Below are 16,949 nucleotides of genomic sequence, written 5' to 3'. Positions count from 1 at the left end.
CAGCGCGTGCAGACTTTCTGTTTCCTGTAGCTGCGCAAAAAGCAGTAATTTTAAGAATGAATCCGTCGTAAGTTTTTTCGTATAAGCATCTAATTGCATCGTTTTCACGTTTTCTTCAAAAAGTTGAAGATTTATGGGTAAAAACCATTGTCCAAATGATGTTTTTCGTGTAATATTGTCCATATGTCGTTCCTTTATTAGTGGATTTGGACGGGTTACCACCTGACTTTATCCATTATAAAGGACTTTTTTTATGCACAAAACAAGATTATTGAACATTTTGAGTATTTTTAAAATTAAAGTTATTTTAATGCAACGCTAGTGACCCGAAATAAATTTATCTACATTTTTTATTATTTCAAGTTCACTTTAATTAATGGCGAATTTGTTTTTTTGGATACCACTTAAGCTTGGTCGACAAGATAAAATGAATTTAGAAGTCTTATTATTTCATTTAAATGCAAGCCATAAAAAACAGCTATTTTATTCCCCCTTTTCAAGTTAGTTCAAGCAAGTCTTCAGGCTATTTGTTATGATAGTAATAGAATGACGAACGTACTGAGGTGATCTTATGCAAAATATAATACAAAAAATACAGTCGCTTGGCTTTAACCAATATGAAGCCAAAGCATATTTGGCATTAGTGCGACTTGGCTCTGCCAGTGCCTATCAAGTAAGTAAGGATTCAGGCATACCACGTGCACGAATATACGAAATTTTAAACGGACTTGAAAAACAAGGGCTTGTCTTGAAAGAAGAAATTAATGAAGCTGCGCAATATTCTCCGCTCCCTGTTGATGTCTTTTTAGAATCGATGCAGTCAAATTGGCGCACTAATTTTGAATCCATTAGCGAGTCGTTAAAGGAGCTTGAAAAAACTGAACTGATACCCGATAATCGAGTAGCAACCTTAAAAGGTGCCGAGCATATTCTCTCCTTCTGTCGCACTCTGCTGAAAAAGGCTGAGAAAAAAGTGGTGATTTCATTTTGGGGAGATATGTATGAGGAGTTACTGGTGGATTTACAGTCAACCTCCGAGACCTGCGCTTTAAAAGGTATCGTCTTTGAAATTGAACAACCATTACTTGGTTTAGACCATCATCGCACAACTACTTATACAGAGAATATTGGTCATCAAAAGTGGTTTATCTTATCTATTGATGGGAAAGAAATGATTTATGGTCCCTCTATCTTGGAAAGAGAAACAGCTTTTTATACCGATGATCCAATCCATATTTATTTATTAGAAAACTATATATGGCACGATATTCTCGTCAATCGTTTAGTCAAAAAACAAAATGATACAGTAGAAAAATGGATTGCAACTGAAAGAGAACAATTTTTTTCAATATAAACTGAAAATGGCCTTCGCATTTTATCTTGCGAAGGTCATTTTTTTATAAAATATGTAAATAATCAAGTACGTTTTTAAGGATTAGAATAACCGTAACAAAAATAAATAACAATCGTACATAACGTGCTCCCTTTTTGATTGCAAACCTCGAGCCTACAATAGCACCTACAATCATTGCAAGCCCCATTGGTATCCCATATGAGAAATTAACAGCTCCGAGAAATAAGAACATTATAAGCGCCGCAATATTACTAGCAAAATTCAAAAACTTCGCACTACCCGCAGCTTGTAAAAAATCAAACCCAATCATTAAAAATGCGAAGATAAAAAACGAACCGGTCCCTGGTCCTAAAAAGCCATCGTAGAATCCGATAATTGTCATTACCGCTGTAAATATCAGCGCTTTCTTTTTATCTAGTTTCACATAAGACGACTTTTGACCCCAGTTTTTTTTGAAGATCGTATATGTTGCCACAGCAATTAAAAGTATTAACACAAGCGGCTTCAGCACTTCTGGTGATATAAAATGTACAAACCATGCACCTAACATCGAACCAAAGAACACGAGTGGGAAGTATTTACCGACTATTTTAAAATCGATTTTTCCAGAACGAAAAAATGAAATAGTGCTAGTAAGGGATCCCATTGCCCCTGCTAGCTTATTCGTTGCAATCGCTGTAGAAGGTGATAAACCAGTAAACATTAATGCAGGAATAGAAATCAAACCTCCCCCTCCAACGACTGAATCAATAAATGCTGCTAAAAAGCCAAATGCAATTAACAATAAAAGTGTATATAAGTCTAAATCCATCATGTAAACCAACTCCTTAACTTTCAAGTATAAGCTGAATAACGTTACTACTATAATAGTAACTATATTTCATTGCATTGTAAATAGAGAAAATGTGCATTATCTAAATAATATAACTATTCTTTAATATGTTTCGTATACTAAGTTTAGAGAGGAATGATTCAATGATCAATATCATTTTCACTATGGGAGTATAGCGCTTCTCATTGCAGGACTTGTAATAGGTGCATGGCAAACTGGTAAAAGGGTGACATTAAATAAAGGTAGTAAAAGCCATTGCTTTTACTACCTTATTTGTTTAGATAATCACATTATAATCCATTTTAGTTAACATTTTATGGTAATTAACAAAAGATGCTGTTGAATTCAATCCAGCACAATTATTTAAAGTAGAAAAAGCACTTTCTATAAGAAATGCTCTTGGTTCTTCCTTATTCAACAATTCTTGTTGAATAAAAGAGAGAAGATTTAAATAAGTATCTCTTTTTGAGTTCTCATTAACAAATACTTTTTCAATTTCCCTTCTTAAAGCAAGAGTTGTAAAGGATAATTCATTATCAAAGAAATCATCGTTATTAGCCTGTGGGAAAAGTTTATTTACTTGTTCCGGTGTGAAAATTCGATCCTCTTTTCTACTTATATCATCTAAAATATTCATAATACGATCCATACAATACTTAGCAATCTGCTTATCTGAAATACTTTCATGTAAAATTCTCGTCGTTTGAAGGAAACTTTGTATAATACCATTGAACATAATGGCACAGTCAAATGAATAAGGTTGTTTATCATTTGGAAGTATATTTAAAAACCGACCATGTACCCACTGTAAAAACATAAATTTAAAATTTTTAATGAATTTAATTAGATCTGGATCATTTGAAACAATCACATCATTTAATAGCTGATGTAATTTATTTTTTCGATTTTCCCTAATCATTAAACTCACTTGTTCTATAAATACATTAACATCAGAGATATCTTTTCCAATCATTAATTTATCTCTTTTCTCTTTTAGCTCATCTAACATTAATTTAAAGACGGATTTAAAAAGATCAGCCTTAGAAGGAAAGTAATTATAAAATGATCCTTTAGAAATACCACAGTGATTAAGAATATCTTGTATCGATGTAGAATGATAACCCTTATCTATAAATAACTCATGAGTTTTTTCAATGACTTGCTTTTTTCGTTTATTCATCTAAATACTCCTTTGAATAATAGCTGTTTATACTCTTAACTACATCTTACCACAATGACTTAATTAGGAATTTTTAGAATTTCAATTTAATTGATAAAAGTGAATAAAAAATTTAACAGTTAATTAATTCATTTGGAATATCCGAACCACTACAACTCATTAACTATCATCCTTATTCTTTTATTAGTTTTTGTATAGTATCTATAGTTGCAACATCAACTGTATGTACTTACCTATTACAAAGATTTTTAACTAACCCAAATTACTCTTCTGGTGTCCATAATAACACTTGATTATTCTTATTCTCTCCTTGCAAATAGACTGCTTCTATTTTGGCTAAATTTGAATCCTTTATTTCAAAATCAAAGCCATCAGCTCTACCACCAAAAAGCACGGTTTTTATTCTCAAATAAAACTTGTCATCAATTATATCAAAATATTACCTGCATACTTTTTAGCACTATCAGTAAAATCACCTTTCACATGCAATGATTGCCCATTCAATACTTCCACTTTGTCAATTTGAATTGCTGATGTATCTGTTATTTTAGCAATGAGTGTATATATAGATATGCTGAAAATAGCTATAGCAAAAACAGCAGTAACCGATCTTATTACCCTACTCTTTTTCATCATCAATTACCCGTATACTCTGTCATATCTTCCACTATAATATATTTTATCCGACTCACTATTATCAAGTCTCATCAATTTTAAGGTTTTTTCTAATGACATATATGGTAAGGTAAGTACTGTTATATTTACAACATATACACTATGGAGGTATTACAATGAAAAAAATTATTCTTGCAACATTCGCATCAACATTACTACTTGGATTATCTGTTCCCCCTTTAGAAACAGATGCCGCTGCTAAATCATTTAAAAACTGTACAGAGCTTAACAAAGTTTACAAGGGTGGCATTGCTAAAGATAACAAAGTAAAAAACAAAGGCGGTAAAACTAAATATAAACCTACAGTATCTGCCAAACTTTACGCAGCTAATAAGTCGAAAGACCGTGATAAAGATGGCATTGCTTGTGAAAGATAAAACCTCAACCTCCTCATAATAAAACAAGGGGCTATCCCAAAAGGGCTAAATCATCCAAAATGAAGTAAATAAAAAACCAAGATGCTGTTAAATCAACATTCTTGGTTTTTAAAATGGAGCGACAATGAGTCGAAATAGGACTTATTAGATAACCCCTTGTTTTTATTTACTTTTTACTTTGTGATTGCTGATATTTTTTACAATCTGGACACTTGCCATAGATTTCAAATTTGTGATCATCGATTTCGTATGATGGTAGTTGCTCTTGTAGGAGGTCCATTGGGCAAAGATGAATTTCTTTAATATTGCCACATGCCATACAAATGAAATGGTGATGATGATGTTCCGTTTCACATTGCATGCGGAAGTGACGCTCGCTGGAAAGTTCGGTTTCTTCAAGAATTCCTAGCTGTACAAAAGTAGCAAGATTACGATAGATTGTGTCGTAACTCATACCTGGGTAATCTTTTTTCATAACAAGTAGCAGGTCACGTGCGGTTAAGTATTTTTCTGTAGCCGCGAACATATCTAAAATTTGCTCTCGTTTATCCGTTTTTTTATAGCCATTCTCTTTTAAAATTTCCCATGCTCTAGAAATATTCATACCCAAACTCCTCCTTGTAAATTAAGCGCGTACGCTCATCGCAATCTTCTTGCCCACAATAACGATTAATAAAATCAAAATAGAGATTACGACGATTGTTCCACCAGGTGCTAAGTCTAAGTAAAAGGCTGATACAAGACCTGCTATAACAGCAATTTCCCCAAAAATAATTGCATATAATATAGCTTGTTTAAAGCCTCTCGCAATACGAATACTTGCTGCTACTGGTAACGTCATTAATGATGAAACTAGTAAAATCCCAACAATTCGCATACTAGCAGCAATAACTAGAGCTGTCACAATCATAAATAATAAGTGAATCCATTTTGCAGGCAAACCACTCGCCTTTGCATATTCATCATCAAATGATAAAACGAATAATTCTTTATAAAATAAATATATAAATGCTATCACTAACAAAGCTATTGCCACAACTATAAATAAATCCTGTCTACTAACGGCTGATACTGAACCAAATAAATAACTAAATAAATCAGTGCTAAAGCCCTTTGCAAGTGAGATGAAAATTGCACTAATCCCAATCCCACCAGACATTATAATTGGAATTGCTAACTCCTCATAATGCTTATAAAGGCGACGTAATCGTTCAATAAGTACAGAGCCACTGACAGATGCCACAATCCCCAAATAAAGCGGATTAAGTAATGCTAGACCTGTGAACGTTTGGCTTAGATAAAGACTACCAGCTATCCCAGCAAGGGTTACATGGCTTAGAGCATCCGCAATTAACGATAATCTTCTTACGACGATGAAAACACCAAGTAACGGAGCAATGATTCCTATAATAATGCCAGATAAAAATGCGTTTTGTAAAAATTCATAATGTAGTATAGATGAAATCATTGCGTCTTCTCCTCTTTAGTATGGTGAATTTTACGTACTGTGTGACCATACCAAGCATTCAATTGATCATCAGCTAACGAATCATAATCGTTTTTGAAGCCGTGAAAATGAATTGTTTGATTTAAACAAGCAACATGACTTATACGATTTGAAACGGTATCGACATCATGTGTTACTAAAATCATTGTCATTTTATGGTGCTCATTTAAGTTTGCGAGCATATCATAAAATGACTGCACATTTTCGTGGTCAATACCGACTGTCGGCTCATCTAAGATTAATAACTTCGGCTCTGCGACAAGCGCTCTCGCTATAAAGACACGCTGCTGTTGCCCGCCTGACAACTCACCGATATTTCGATTCGCAAAGCCATCCATTCCGACGTCTTGTAATGCTTGCATCACTTTATCATTTTGATCAGTTAAGTGGCGATTGAAAAGACCAATCTTTTTTGTTAAGCCACTTGCAACAACTTCCTTTACTGTTGCTGGAAATCCTGAGTTAAACGAGTTTGATTTTTGTGAAACATAACCAATCAACTCACGCTTTTTAAATGTGTTTGCTGGCTTTCCAAATAATTCAATTTGACCGGAAGTTGGTTTCATCAACCCTAAGATCAGTTTTAACATTGTTGATTTCCCTGAGCCATTTGGTCCTAGTAATGCGAGAAAATCGCCTTGCTCCACTTTTAAAGAAATATTTGATAACACTTGAGTATAGTCATATTGGAATGAAACATTTTTAAGTTCGATTAAAGGCACTTGCGCCATATTCTTCGCTTCTTTCTAATTCAGAATCATTACGATTTACAAAGAATTAGTATAAGTGAAAGATAGGACTTTGTAAAGAACGAATACTTGAAAGGGTGAAAGTATGGATTATATGTCATTAATACAGGAATTCCAAGGCAAATCGGATGAGGAGCTTGCCCTCTATGCAAAAAATTACAAGATTCCATTATCGAAAAAAGAAATTCAAAAGTTGCGCCCACTATTATCGTCCTTTTCCATTCAATGGGTGCTAATGGGGATACCCGATCAAGTAATGCGGGATATTGAGAAAGCCATTGGCAAACAGAAAACAGCAGATTTACTAAAACAGTTTGGTCGCTAAAATTCTCGCAACATTATGATAACAGTACACAAAAAAGACTTCTCACCTTTTTAGGAGAGAAGTCTTCATCATTCAAAACCATTAAAATTATTCCCCTTTTAATGCATCTATTTTCTCAGGGATAAAAGATTGGTTGTGGAACATTTCAATTTCATATTTGTATGGTGCTTTTTTATTTTTTGCATCTGTACCAACAAATGGTGTTTCTAAAATTTTCGGTACATCTTGAAATGCTTCATGATGGACAATACGGTTTAGGGCGTCAAAGCCAATATGACCGAAGCCAATATTCTCGTGACGGTCCTTAGCTGCACCGCAAACATTTTTACTATCATTGATATGGAGCACTTTGATACGATCGATACCAATCGTTTTATCAAAGTTTTCAAGAACTCCATCAAAATCATTGATAATATCATAGCCTGCATCATGTGTGTGACAAGTGTCAAAGCATACAGAAAGACGTTCGTTATTTTTTACACCATCGAAAATCTGAGCAAGTTCTTCAAAAGTGCAACCACATTCAGAGCCTTTACCAGCCATCGTTTCAAGAGCGATTTGTACTGGATAATCTTGTGATAGTACTTCATTAAGTCCTTCAATGATTCTTGCAATACCAACTTCAGTACCTGCACCAACATGAGCACCTGGATGTAAAACAATTTGTTTTGCACCTATTGCTGCTGTTCGTTCAATCTCTTTTTGCAAGAAGTCGACGCCAAGTGCAAATACTTCAGGTTTTGTTGTATTGGCAATGTTGATAATATACGGTGCATGGACAATAATATTCGAAAGTCCATGCTCCTGCATATGCAATAATCCTGCGTCAATATTCAACTCTTCAATTGGTTTTCTGCGTGTGTTTTGAGGAGCACCAGTATAGATCATGAAAGTGGATGCCCCGTAGGATGCTGCTTCTTCACTTGAAGCTAGCAGCATTTTCTTGCCGCTCATAGATACGTGTGAGCCAATAAGCATGGTCTGTGGTCCTCCTTTACTATTTCTGACGGTTTTTCAAACGACGTTCACGTTTTTTAACTTTATCCATTTCCCATTTCATATTACGTTTATAGCCAGGTTTAACCTTCTTGGGTTTACGGACAAGAGCTTTTGCTTTTTTGTCAATTTCGTTTTCTTTTTTCTCACGATTTTGACGTGCATTACGCTCTTTCATGTCAATTAGTTCGCCGTTTTTAATGTCTTTTGGTTGGAATGGAATACCCATTTTCTCAACGCGTACGATTGCATCTTCTTCTGATGGTTCGAAAATTGTGATAGCCGTTCCTTTGTTACCAGCACGAGCTGTACGACCTACACGGTGAATGAAGAATTCTAAATCCGAAGGTAATTCGTAGTTAATAACATGGCTGACTCCTGGAATATCGATTCCACGTGCAGCAAGGTCTGTTGCAACAATGTATTGGAATTCCAAGTCACGTACTTGTTTCATCACTTTTTTACGATCACGTGGTGATAGGTCACCGTGGATACGTCCAGCTTTGACGCCGTTATTTGCTAAGAAATCAGCAACATAATTCGCTTGTGAACGCGTGTTAGTGAATATAATAGCTAAATACGGATTGATTGTTTTCATTACTTCAAGTAAACGACTGTTTTTTGATTTACTACGAGTTGATACTAAATAGAAATCTAAATTTTCCGCTACTGGTCGCTTATCATCCATTTTGATATGGACAGGTGAAGACATATATTTTTTCAAGAAAGGTTGTAATTTTTCAGGAACTGTTGCTGAGAAAACGAACATTTCAAGAGTTTCAGGCATTTGAGAAGCAAATTTATCGATATCCTCGATGAAGCCCATGTCGAATGCAAGGTCTGCTTCATCTACCACAAGCATTGGCGCCGTATATACTAACAAAGCTTTCTCATCAACTAAATCACGAATTCGTCCTGGTGTACCAACAACAATTTGCGGTTGCGTTTTTAGTTTATCGATTGAGCGTTGTTTGTCTGTACCCCCGATGAACAATTTGGCTTGGATCGATGTTTCTTCGATTAGTTTTTGCAACTCTGCAAAAATTTGTGTTGCAAGCTCACGAGTTGGTGCAGCAATAACCGCTTGCACTTCCTCTTTATCTGCACGGATTCGCTCTACGATTGGAATAAGGAAACTATGTGTTTTCCCTGTACCTGTATGTGCTTGACCGATAGCGCTTTTCCCTTTTAATACCAAAGGAATTATTTCCTTTTGGATAGGCGTCGGTTCTGTGAAACCTAATTTCTTAATTGCATCTTGCAAAAAAGGTTGAAAATTGTAATCTGTATATTTGGACATAATTGTCCCTCCTAACTTACTTACCTCATTGTAACATGATTCGTACATTTAGTAGACCATTTGCATATGATATCTATTAATAGAACGTACGTCAATTCAAGGCGACCATTATTTTTTTAAAATAGTGGCTATTCTTGATAAAAATGTGCAAATACCGAATAGAAAGGAGATCATTAATGCGCTATTCATCATTTTATCCATTTGCGCAAGGTTTATCGCAAGCTGGAGGTGCTTCTGCAGCCGGTCCTAGTGCTGCCGGTATGTTTGGTAGAGCCGCTGCTGGGCCTAGTGCTGCTGGCATGTTTGGTAGAGCCGCTGCTGGGCCTAGTGCTGCTGGCATGTTTGGTAGAGCCGCTGCTGCTGGGCCTGAAGCTGCTGGTATGTTTGGTAGAGCCGCTGCTGGACCTGGCGCTGCCGGCATGGTAGGTAGAGCCGCTGCTGCTGCTGGGCCTGGCGCTGCTGGCATGTTCGGTAGGGCCGCTGCTGCTGCTGGACCTGGCGCTGCTGGTGTTGCAAACGCTGCTGGTGCTGTTGGTGGTTTGGCAAAGATGGATCAATATTTGGCAACTGCTGATAAGTTTATGTCTACAGCGCAACAGTTCACGCCTATTTTCAAACAAATGTCGCCTATGTTCCAAAACTTACCTGCACTTTATAGACTATATAAAGGTTTTAAATCAATTCCTTCATCAGGTGGGGAAGGGGCTAGTTTAGGAGGGGCTACCCCTCGACAAGAATCACGCTCACAAGGGAGTGACCTAGGGAGTAGTAGTTCTGCACCAGAACAAAGTACTTCCACCCCTAGAACACCTAGACCTTCCACTCCCCGCATATTCCAACCACCATTTTAAAGTAAAATAGTGACCGATTCTTTGTATATAGTCGGGCTGTCCGTTATAATGGTATTTAACGAGCAATGAAGGGAGTTCGGATCATGCAAGTAACTAAAATTACGCCACGAGGATATTGCTATGGTGTCGTTGATGCTATGGTCATCGCGCGCAACGCTGCATTAGACAAAACATTACCTAGACCTATCTATATTCTCGGAATGATCGTTCATAATAAACATGTAACGGACGCATTTGAACAAGATGGAATTATTACTCTTGACGGTACAAACCGCAAAGACATTTTAGACAAAGTTGATAAAGGGACAGTCATTTTCACAGCTCACGGTGTATCGCCTGAAATTCGTGAAATTGCACGTCAAAAAGGCTTAGTGTCAATTGATGCTACATGCCCTGACGTAACTGTAACCCATGATTTAATAGCTGAAAAATCACAAGAAGGCTATGACATTATCTATATCGGGAAAAAAGGTCACCCTGAGCCAGAAGGTGCCATTGGTGTTGCTCCTGATTTTGTACATTTAGTGCAATCTATTGAAGATATTGATCAATTACAATTACATCGCGAAAAATTACTTGTAACAAACCAAACGACAATGAGTCAATGGGATGTTGCACATTTAATGAAACGTTTGGAAGAAAAATTTCCAAATATCGAAGTGCATAAAGAAATTTGTCTTGCCACTCAAGTTCGCCAAGAAGCTGTTGCTAAGCAAGCTGGTGCAACTGATTTATTAATAGTAGTTGGAGATCCAAAAAGTAATAACTCTAACCGCCTAACGCAAGTTTCAGAAGAAATTGCGCATACAAAATCTTATCGTATCGCAGATCTTTCTGAATTAAAATTAGAGTGGTTAAAAGGTGTTAATACTGTAGGTGTCACAGCCGGTGCCTCTACACCAACACCAATTGTCAAAGAAGTAATCAGGTTCTTAGACCAATACGATCCTGCCGATCCAGAGACTCACAATATGGAGCGCTCTGTCACACTTGATAAAATCTTACCCAAAATTAAAACGCCGAAACCGGTTGTCAAAATCGATCCATATCCAACTTCGAAATAATTTTGATGAGTCCCCTGATGTTGAAAGTTTGCATCAGGGGCTTTTTTATTGTGCTGTGGTCTGGCGTTTGTTGTGGGGATTCTGGCTGCTTGCTGGGGTTTGTTGCTTCTCACTGTGGCTTTGGCGCTTCTCGCAGCCTCCTTAGCGCTTCTCAAGCAACTTTTATCTCTGCAAACCCAACCCTATCTTAATCCGATTCAACAAAAAAACTCCTACCAAAACTACTTTTGGCAGAAGTCACAATTCATTTTTTCATCTAAAATCAAACGAATTGAAATGGTTCAGTTGAGATTTTAGATGGGATAAATTCACAGTCTAGTTTTTGTTGTTGGCATAGGTTTTGCATTTTATTAGCTACGCCTACCTTCATAACGCTTTCGACATGATGGCCTGGATCTACAATTTGAAGCCCGATTGCTTCTGCATCTTGTGCAACGTGGAAATACATATCACCGGTTACATATACATCTGCTCCAGCACGTTTTGCTGAATGGATATATTTGTTACCGTCTCCGCCAAGTACTGCAATTTTCGAAACACTTGATGTAAGATCGCCTACTACGCGTACAGCAGGAACTTGAAGGGATACTTTCACATGTTCTGCAAATTGTTTAAGTGTCATTGATGATGGTAGTTTACCAATACGACCAAGTCCCATTTCTTTTGCTGCTGTCTCTAGCGGAATAACATCATAAGCCGGTTCTTCATATGGATGGCTGTTTAGCATCGCGCGAAGCACTTTATTTTTGATTGATTTAGGGACAACGACTTCAATTTTAACTTCTTGTTCGATGTGTAATTCGCCTACTTCACCGGTGAAAGGTGTTGCTCCAGCAAGTGCACGGAAACGCCCTTCTCCTTGGATTGTATAGCTACATGAGTCGTAGTTTCCGATTTGTCCAGCTCCTACTTTAGCAAGTGCTTCACGAAGTTGTTCTGCTTGTTCAACTGGAACGAACACTGCTAGCTTAAACATTTCTTCACTATATGTTGGTACTAGTACCTCATAATTTTGTAAGCCTAGCGCTTCAGCAAGCAAATCGTTTACACCGCCTTCAGCGACATCTAGATTTGTGTGGGCAGCATACACTGCGATATCATTTTTAATTAATTTTTCGAATAGCTTTCCTTGTGGTGTATCTGTTCGGAGTGTTGAGAGCTTCCGGAAAATAGGTGGGTGATGAGCGATGATAAGTTCACAACCAGCTGCAATTGCTTCATCCACGACCACATCATTGACATCAAGTGTGACTAGAACTTTTGTGACAGGTTTGTTTAGGTTACCCACGTGAAGACCGATTGGATCATTGTCCATTACAGCTAACTTTTTTGGAGACCAATTTTCGAACAGCTGAATGATTTCTTGACCATTGGTTTTTTTCATCGTTTCAGTACCTCCCCAACTACTTCAATTAAATGTGCTAGCTCTGCTGATTTCGCTAAAATTTCAGTTGTTTGTTCAGCTTTTTGTAATGCTTCGCGAACATTGCCCCATTGTTCAACTTCTCTTGTCCATTTACTGTGGAAGACATCAGTATGTTGTTGCTTTAATACTGGACCAAGTAACTTATCAAGTTCGCTTAAAATCATTTCTCCTCGTTCTAATACAAGAATTTCATAAAGTTTTTCGTCCTCTAAAAGGATAACCTCATTGATAATTTTCCAACTATTTTGTAATGCCCATTCACGAATGACTTTTGCGTGTATATTTGGCTGTAGAATTAGACGCTCGACACCTTCTAGTGCCAAGGGATACTTTTCTAAAATAGACGTGATTAGTGGTCCGCCCATTCCAGCAATTGTAATGGCAGTAATGCCGTCCCCTGGTTCGATTGCTGCCAGGCCGTCTGCAAGTCTTACAGTAATTTTAGTTGTTAGTTGTTCTTTTTGGACTTCATGGCATGCTGATTCATAAGGACCCTTTACTACTTCGCCTGCAATAGCACTCTTAGCGATATTGTTATGTACAAGATAGCAAGGTAAATAAGCATGATCACTACCAATATCAGCTACTATAGCGTCTTGTGGAACGAATTTTGCAACGGTTTCTAGTCGTTTTGATAGTTTTTGTGCGTTCATGGCAGAAGCCTCCTTTCATGTTGTATTGTAACGAAAATATGCATTTTTGCATAGAAAAACCCTTATCCTCTAAGGAGAATAAGGGCTCTTGTAAATATAGTGATTTAATTATTTCAAATCAGCAATATATTTAGCCATAGCATCAAGGTTATCTGCTGGTACTAAACCACCAGGCATGCCACCTTTACCGTTTTGAAGAATATCTTTAGCCTTATCTGCTGATAAACCAGTACCATGTAAGTTTGGTCCAAAACCGCCTTCTAGGTTTTCACCGTGGCAAGAAATACATTTGCTTGCAGCGAATGCTTCAGGATCAAATTCACCTGCTGCTTCTTTACCTTTACCAGATTCTTCAGTTTTAGGTTCATCGCCTTTTGCGATTTCTTCTTTTTTGTCTGCTCCATCAAGAGACATGAAGAAAATCAAACCGATACCAAAAGCCATAATTAGGATATACGGAATAATCGGATTCTTTTTCATCAAATAACCCTCCTCATAAGTTCAGTCTTATTTCTAAATAAATAGAATCAGTCAACAATTAATATTGTACTTCATTCTATTGAAAACGAAAAGACCTAAAGGGTAGTTTTTCGGCCGAATGTGACAAAATTGCCATATTCGTCACATTAACATCCAATTTGACGAGCTATTACCATCCTTTGTACTTCAGAGGTTCCTTCCCCAATTTCTAGCAGTTTTGCATCCCTCAAATAGCGCTCAACTTCATATTCTTTCATGTAGCCGTAGCCACCGTGAATCTGAATCGCTTGATCAGTAATTTCCATAGCTACTTCCGACGCATATAACTTTGCCATAGCCGCCTCTTTTGTAAAAGGTTTACCTTCGTCTTTTAACCAAGATGCCTTGTATACCATATTTCTCGCCAATTCTATTTTCATCGCCATATCTGCAAGTTTAAATTGTGTCACTTGGAAAGAAGATAACGTTTGACCAAATTGCTTGCGTTCTTTTGAGTAACTGAGCGCTCGCTCGAAAGCAGCCTGAGCGATTCCCACTGCCATAGCTGCAATACCAATTCGTCCACCATCTAGTGTGACAAGGAATTGACGGAAGCCATGCCCCTTTTTACCAAGTAAGTTTTCTTGCGGTACACGTACATTTTCAAGAATTAGTTCTGTTGTGTTGGATGCATTTAAGCCCATTTTTTCGTATCGATCTAAAACGGTAAAACCCTCCGCATCCGTCGGAACAATAATGGCGCTAATTTCTTTTTTTCCATCTTGTATATCTGTAATAGCAGTTAAGGCTAAATGTTTGGCATAGCTAGCGTTAGTAATATACACTTTGCTACCGTTTATAACTAAATCTTGCCCATCTTCTTTTGCTTGTGTTTCAGTACCTCCGGCATCAGATCCAGCATTTGGTTCTGTTAATCCGAATGCCCCGAATGATTCTCCTGTGCAAATAGGTGCTAAATATTTTTTCTTTTGCTCTTTTGTACCAAATAAGTGCAGTGGAGCTCCACCTAGTGAAATATGAGCGGAATATGTAATTCCTGTAGAGGCACATGCTCGGCTCAATTCTTCAGTCACAATGGCAAAGCTCGTTGTGTCTGCTCCTGCTCCGCCGTACTCTTCTTCAAACGGCAAGCCCATCATCCCCATGTCAGCAAGCTGTTTGAAAATCTCCTTTGGAAAAACTTTCGTGCGATCGCGTTCAATTGCTCCTGGTGCTACCACTTCATCAGCAAACTCCTTCATTGTTTTGTGAATCATTTGCTGTTCTGATGTAAGATCAAAATTCATACAAACACTCCCCTTTGTGAATACGCTTACACATTAGATTATACAGAAGAAAATTGTATATTCATAGAATAAAACGCATTTAACGAGAAAATATGAAAATATTAGAAGAATAATATGTATGTAAAAATAATTAATAATCCACCTGCTCCAGATATCAAAAAGTAGATTAGTTTCATCCATTTACCTGAAATTAGCCATAAAACACAATTTGATATAAGCGCCATATGCATCGCTTGTGGGCTATCTGGTAAGTAGACTTCTACAATTCTGACTGAGGTTCCGAGTAATAATAGCGCTGCCGCAGCAAATGCGAATGTGGATAAAACACCTTTTTGTGATGCAAATTTAAAAACATAAACTAGTAAACTAAAGATTGCAATAGATGCGATAATAATAGGTAAAATAACAAATTTCGCGCTCAATAAAAATAAAAGAACAAGTAAGGAAATTGTACTTACTCCTAATAAGCCTATTACCAATAGTTTGTTAGAACGCTCTTTTGAAAGAATAGCATTTTTAGAGCTAATTTTAAGTTCAGTAGAAGATAACTCTTCCCCTTCCGCATATAAGGCGGATAAAAAATCGCAATAATGTTCCGGTAATAAGTTATTTTCTTTCCAAAATAAGATTTCATTAAGGATTGTTTCTTTTCGTTGATTCTTCATCTAGTATTCCTCCAACTAAAAAACCAATTTCATCCATAATTTTACCTTATTTATATAAAAAAGACACCCCTGTAAAGGAGTGCCTTAAGGACTATTCTAAGAAGTCTTTTAAACGTTTGCTTCTAGAAGGATGGCGCAATTTTCTTAGTGCCTTCGCTTCGATTTGACGAATACGTTCACGTGTAACTCCAAATACTTTCCCTACTTCTTCAAGTGTACGAGTACGCCCGTCATCTAAGCCAAAACGTAAACGTAATACATTTTCTTCACGATCAGTTAATGTATCAAGTACATCTTCTAATTGTTCTTTTAGTAATTCATAAGCTGCATGATCAGATGGTGATTGCGCTTCTGAGTCTTCTATAAAGTCTCCTAAGTGTGAATCATCTTCTTCACCAATTGGCGTTTCTAGTGAAACTGGCTCTTGTGCGATTTTCAAGATTTCACGAACCTTTTCAGGAGTTAAGTCCATTTCTTCTCCTATTTCTTCAGGAGATGGTTCACGACCTAAGTCTTGTAAAAGTTGTCGTTGTACACGAATTAGTTTATTAATCGTTTCAACCATGTGCACTGGAATACGAATTGTTCTTGCTTGGTCAGCAATTGCACGTGTAATAGCTTGACGAATCCACCAAGTTGCATACGTACTAAATTTGAATCCTTTGCGATAGTCAAATTTTTCAACTGCTTTGATAAGCCCCATATTACCTTCTTGTATTAAATCAAGGAATAGCATACCACGACCAACATAACGTTTAGCGATACTTACTACAAGTCGTAAGTTGGCTTCTGCTAATCTTTTACGTGCTTCGTCATCACCTTGTTCAATGCGTTCAGCAAGTGCAATTTCTTCTTTAGCACTTAATAAATCTACGCGACCAATTTCTTTTAGGTACATTCTTACAGGGTCATTGATTTTAACACCTGGAGGTACGCTTAAATCATTTAAGTCAAACGTCTCTTCAGCTGCACTACCTTTTAATAGACGATCAAGATTTTCCTCATCACCGTCTTTACCACCAAGTTCAATACCTTTAGATTCTAATTGCTCGATAAATTCTTCTACCTGATCTGCTTCCATTTCGTAGGATTGTAGTTTATCTGCAATTTCTAGGTAAGTTAATTCACCATTCTTTTTACCCGAATCTACTAAAAGTTTTTTTGCTTCTTCTAGTGTATGTTCATGTTCAACCACTGGTTTAATATTTTTAGACTTGTCTGCCATAGGT

Annotated in this window: 21 protein-coding genes; 5 read left to right on the top strand and 16 right to left on the bottom strand. The window is 37.0% G+C overall.

The features are described 5' to 3' along the window. Positions 1-183, bottom strand: a 183-nt coding sequence (locus ACQKMD_RS09865; protein WP_427751585.1) for a DUF4372 domain-containing protein, incomplete at its 3' end; no start/stop codon positions are given. Between the two features lie 388 nt (positions 184-571). Here ACQKMD_RS09865 and ACQKMD_RS09860 point away from each other — a divergent pair. Further along, complete coding sequence (locus ACQKMD_RS09860) at positions 572-1,354, top strand: TrmB family transcriptional regulator (protein WP_427751583.1); 783 nt, start codon at positions 572-574, stop codon at positions 1,352-1,354. A gap of 43 nt (positions 1,355-1,397) precedes the next feature. Here the strand turns inward: ACQKMD_RS09860 and ACQKMD_RS09855 are convergent, their stop codons facing one another. From ACQKMD_RS09855 to ACQKMD_RS09840, 4 genes are all read right to left on the bottom strand, one after another. Beyond that, on the bottom strand, positions 1,398-2,168 hold the full coding sequence (locus tag ACQKMD_RS09855; protein ID WP_427751580.1) for a sulfite exporter TauE/SafE family protein: 771 nt from the start codon (positions 2,166-2,168) through the stop codon (positions 1,398-1,400). 295 nt (positions 2,169-2,463) lie between these two features. Further along, a complete protein-coding gene (locus tag ACQKMD_RS09850) occupies positions 2,464-3,366 on the bottom strand; it encodes a TetR/AcrR family transcriptional regulator (RefSeq protein WP_427751578.1) in 903 nt (300 codons plus the stop codon). A gap of 262 nt (positions 3,367-3,628) precedes the next feature. After that, a complete protein-coding gene (locus ACQKMD_RS09845; protein WP_427751576.1) occupies positions 3,629-3,760 on the bottom strand; it encodes a hypothetical protein in 132 nt (43 codons plus the stop codon). A 32-nt stretch (positions 3,761-3,792) separates the two neighbouring features. Continuing rightward, positions 3,793-3,999: a hypothetical protein gene (locus tag ACQKMD_RS09840; RefSeq protein WP_427751574.1), complete on the bottom strand. Its 207-nt coding sequence runs from the start codon at positions 3,997-3,999 to the stop codon at positions 3,793-3,795. Between the two features lie 158 nt (positions 4,000-4,157). Here ACQKMD_RS09840 and ACQKMD_RS09835 point away from each other — a divergent pair, with 158 nt between their 5' ends. Then, complete coding sequence (locus ACQKMD_RS09835; RefSeq protein WP_427751573.1) at positions 4,158-4,418, top strand: excalibur calcium-binding domain-containing protein; 261 nt, start codon at positions 4,158-4,160, stop codon at positions 4,416-4,418. A gap of 166 nt (positions 4,419-4,584) precedes the next feature. Here ACQKMD_RS09835 and ACQKMD_RS09830 read toward each other — a convergent pair whose 3' ends face one another. From ACQKMD_RS09830 to ACQKMD_RS09820, 3 genes are read right to left on the bottom strand one after another with little or no spacing between them, the layout of a single operon-like run. Then, entirely contained in the window at positions 4,585-5,022 is a 438-nt protein-coding gene (locus ACQKMD_RS09830) for a Fur family transcriptional regulator (RefSeq protein WP_427751571.1), read from the bottom strand. 21 nt (positions 5,023-5,043) lie between these two features. Then, positions 5,044-5,886: a metal ABC transporter permease gene (locus tag ACQKMD_RS09825; protein WP_427751569.1), complete on the bottom strand. Its 843-nt coding sequence runs from the start codon at positions 5,884-5,886 to the stop codon at positions 5,044-5,046. Then, entirely contained in the window at positions 5,883-6,656 is a 774-nt protein-coding gene (locus ACQKMD_RS09820) for a metal ABC transporter ATP-binding protein (RefSeq protein ID WP_427751567.1), read from the bottom strand. Before ACQKMD_RS09820 ends, ACQKMD_RS09825 begins: the two co-directional genes overlap by 4 nt. Before the next feature lie 103 nt (positions 6,657-6,759). Here ACQKMD_RS09820 and ACQKMD_RS09815 point away from each other — a divergent pair, with 103 nt between their 5' ends. Beyond that, the gene (locus ACQKMD_RS09815; protein WP_053416357.1) at positions 6,760-6,999 is read left to right on the top strand and encodes a hypothetical protein; all 240 of its coding nucleotides are present in this window, start codon (positions 6,760-6,762) and stop codon (positions 6,997-6,999) included. 87 nt (positions 7,000-7,086) lie between these two features. On the opposite strand, the gene ACQKMD_RS09810 is transcribed toward ACQKMD_RS09815, so the two are convergent. Next, a complete protein-coding gene (locus ACQKMD_RS09810; RefSeq protein WP_427751565.1) occupies positions 7,087-7,977 on the bottom strand; it encodes a deoxyribonuclease IV in 891 nt (296 codons plus the stop codon). Positions 7,978-7,996: 19 nt separating this feature from the next. Next, positions 7,997-9,295 carry a DEAD/DEAH box helicase gene (locus tag ACQKMD_RS09805; protein WP_427751563.1) on the bottom strand — a complete coding sequence of 433 codons (1,299 nt, stop codon included), beginning with the start codon at positions 9,293-9,295 and terminating at the stop codon, positions 7,997-7,999. A 176-nt stretch (positions 9,296-9,471) separates the two neighbouring features. Between ACQKMD_RS09805 and ACQKMD_RS09800 the strand changes: the two genes are divergently transcribed. Then, positions 9,472-10,146: a hypothetical protein gene (locus tag ACQKMD_RS09800; protein WP_427751562.1), complete on the top strand. Its 675-nt coding sequence runs from the start codon at positions 9,472-9,474 to the stop codon at positions 10,144-10,146. 83 nt (positions 10,147-10,229) lie between these two features. After that, a complete protein-coding gene (locus ACQKMD_RS09795) occupies positions 10,230-11,210 on the top strand; it encodes a 4-hydroxy-3-methylbut-2-enyl diphosphate reductase (protein WP_427751560.1) in 981 nt (326 codons plus the stop codon). A 262-nt stretch (positions 11,211-11,472) separates the two neighbouring features. On the opposite strand, the gene ACQKMD_RS09790 is transcribed toward ACQKMD_RS09795, so the two are convergent. The 6 genes from ACQKMD_RS09790 to rpoD form a co-directional block, all read right to left on the bottom strand. Further along, positions 11,473-12,594 carry a Nif3-like dinuclear metal center hexameric protein gene (locus ACQKMD_RS09790; RefSeq protein ID WP_427751557.1) on the bottom strand — a complete coding sequence of 374 codons (1,122 nt, stop codon included), beginning with the start codon at positions 12,592-12,594 and terminating at the stop codon, positions 11,473-11,475. After that, the gene (locus ACQKMD_RS09785; protein ID WP_427751554.1) at positions 12,591-13,289 is read right to left on the bottom strand and encodes a tRNA (adenine(22)-N(1))-methyltransferase; all 699 of its coding nucleotides are present in this window, start codon (positions 13,287-13,289) and stop codon (positions 12,591-12,593) included. Before ACQKMD_RS09785 ends, ACQKMD_RS09790 begins: the two co-directional genes overlap by 4 nt. A 108-nt stretch (positions 13,290-13,397) precedes the next feature. Then, on the bottom strand, positions 13,398-13,769 hold the full coding sequence (gene cccA / locus ACQKMD_RS09780; protein ID WP_427751552.1) for a cytochrome c550: 372 nt from the start codon (positions 13,767-13,769) through the stop codon (positions 13,398-13,400). A 146-nt stretch (positions 13,770-13,915) separates the two neighbouring features. Further along, positions 13,916-15,055 (bottom strand): acyl-CoA dehydrogenase family protein, encoded by a 1,140-nt coding sequence (locus ACQKMD_RS09775; protein ID WP_427751550.1) that lies wholly within the window; start codon positions 15,053-15,055, stop codon positions 13,916-13,918. A gap of 101 nt (positions 15,056-15,156) precedes the next feature. Next, the gene (locus ACQKMD_RS09770; protein ID WP_427751548.1) at positions 15,157-15,720 is read right to left on the bottom strand and encodes a hypothetical protein; all 564 of its coding nucleotides are present in this window, start codon (positions 15,718-15,720) and stop codon (positions 15,157-15,159) included. Between the two features lie 91 nt (positions 15,721-15,811). Beyond that, the gene (gene rpoD / locus ACQKMD_RS09765) at positions 15,812-16,945 is read right to left on the bottom strand and encodes an RNA polymerase sigma factor RpoD (RefSeq protein WP_038186973.1); all 1,134 of its coding nucleotides are present in this window, start codon (positions 16,943-16,945) and stop codon (positions 15,812-15,814) included. Positions 16,946-16,949 lie beyond the last annotated feature (4 nt).

Origin of the sequence: Viridibacillus sp. NPDC096237, from assembly GCF_050278625.1 — a bacterium.
Taxonomy (GTDB): Bacteria; Bacillota; Bacilli; order Bacillales_A; family Planococcaceae; genus Viridibacillus.
This window is presented reverse-complemented; position numbering and strand designations above follow the sequence as displayed.

What these genes read in the sequence shown, in the direction of transcription:
- ACQKMD_RS09795 (WP_427751560.1), top strand. Translation starts at nt 10,230, where the DNA reads ATGCAAGTAACTAAAATTACGCCACGAGGATATTGCTATGGTGTCGTT.
- ACQKMD_RS09805 (WP_427751563.1), bottom strand. Translation starts at nt 9,295, where the DNA reads ATGTCCAAATATACAGATTACAATTTTCAACCTTTTTTGCAAGATGCA.
- ACQKMD_RS09830 (WP_427751571.1), bottom strand. Translation starts at nt 5,022, where the DNA reads ATGAATATTTCTAGAGCATGGGAAATTTTAAAAGAGAATGGCTATAAA.
- ACQKMD_RS09825 (WP_427751569.1), bottom strand. Translation starts at nt 5,886, where the DNA reads ATGATTTCATCTATACTACATTATGAATTTTTACAAAACGCATTTTTA.
- ACQKMD_RS09815 (WP_053416357.1), top strand. Translation starts at nt 6,760, where the DNA reads ATGGATTATATGTCATTAATACAGGAATTCCAAGGCAAATCGGATGAG.
- ACQKMD_RS09785 (WP_427751554.1), bottom strand. Translation starts at nt 13,289, where the DNA reads ATGAACGCACAAAAACTATCAAAACGACTAGAAACCGTTGCAAAATTC.
- ACQKMD_RS09820 (WP_427751567.1), bottom strand. Translation starts at nt 6,656, where the DNA reads ATGGCGCAAGTGCCTTTAATCGAACTTAAAAATGTTTCATTCCAATAT.
- ACQKMD_RS09800 (WP_427751562.1), top strand. Translation starts at nt 9,472, where the DNA reads ATGCGCTATTCATCATTTTATCCATTTGCGCAAGGTTTATCGCAAGCT.
- rpoD (WP_038186973.1), bottom strand. Translation starts at nt 16,945, where the DNA reads ATGGCAGACAAGTCTAAAAATATTAAACCAGTGGTTGAACATGAACAT.
- ACQKMD_RS09855 (WP_427751580.1), bottom strand. Translation starts at nt 2,168, where the DNA reads ATGATGGATTTAGACTTATATACACTTTTATTGTTAATTGCATTTGGC.
- ACQKMD_RS09790 (WP_427751557.1), bottom strand. Translation starts at nt 12,594, where the DNA reads ATGAAAAAAACCAATGGTCAAGAAATCATTCAGCTGTTCGAAAATTGG.
- ACQKMD_RS09775 (WP_427751550.1), bottom strand. Translation starts at nt 15,055, where the DNA reads ATGAATTTTGATCTTACATCAGAACAGCAAATGATTCACAAAACAATG.
- ACQKMD_RS09810 (WP_427751565.1), bottom strand. Translation starts at nt 7,977, where the DNA reads ATGCTTATTGGCTCACACGTATCTATGAGCGGCAAGAAAATGCTGCTA.
- ACQKMD_RS09860 (WP_427751583.1), top strand. Translation starts at nt 572, where the DNA reads ATGCAAAATATAATACAAAAAATACAGTCGCTTGGCTTTAACCAATAT.
- ACQKMD_RS09835 (WP_427751573.1), top strand. Translation starts at nt 4,158, where the DNA reads ATGAAAAAAATTATTCTTGCAACATTCGCATCAACATTACTACTTGGA.
- ACQKMD_RS09840 (WP_427751574.1), bottom strand. Translation starts at nt 3,999, where the DNA reads ATGAAAAAGAGTAGGGTAATAAGATCGGTTACTGCTGTTTTTGCTATA.
- ACQKMD_RS09850 (WP_427751578.1), bottom strand. Translation starts at nt 3,366, where the DNA reads ATGAATAAACGAAAAAAGCAAGTCATTGAAAAAACTCATGAGTTATTT.
- cccA (WP_427751552.1), bottom strand. Translation starts at nt 13,769, where the DNA reads ATGAAAAAGAATCCGATTATTCCGTATATCCTAATTATGGCTTTTGGT.
- ACQKMD_RS09770 (WP_427751548.1), bottom strand. Translation starts at nt 15,720, where the DNA reads ATGAAGAATCAACGAAAAGAAACAATCCTTAATGAAATCTTATTTTGG.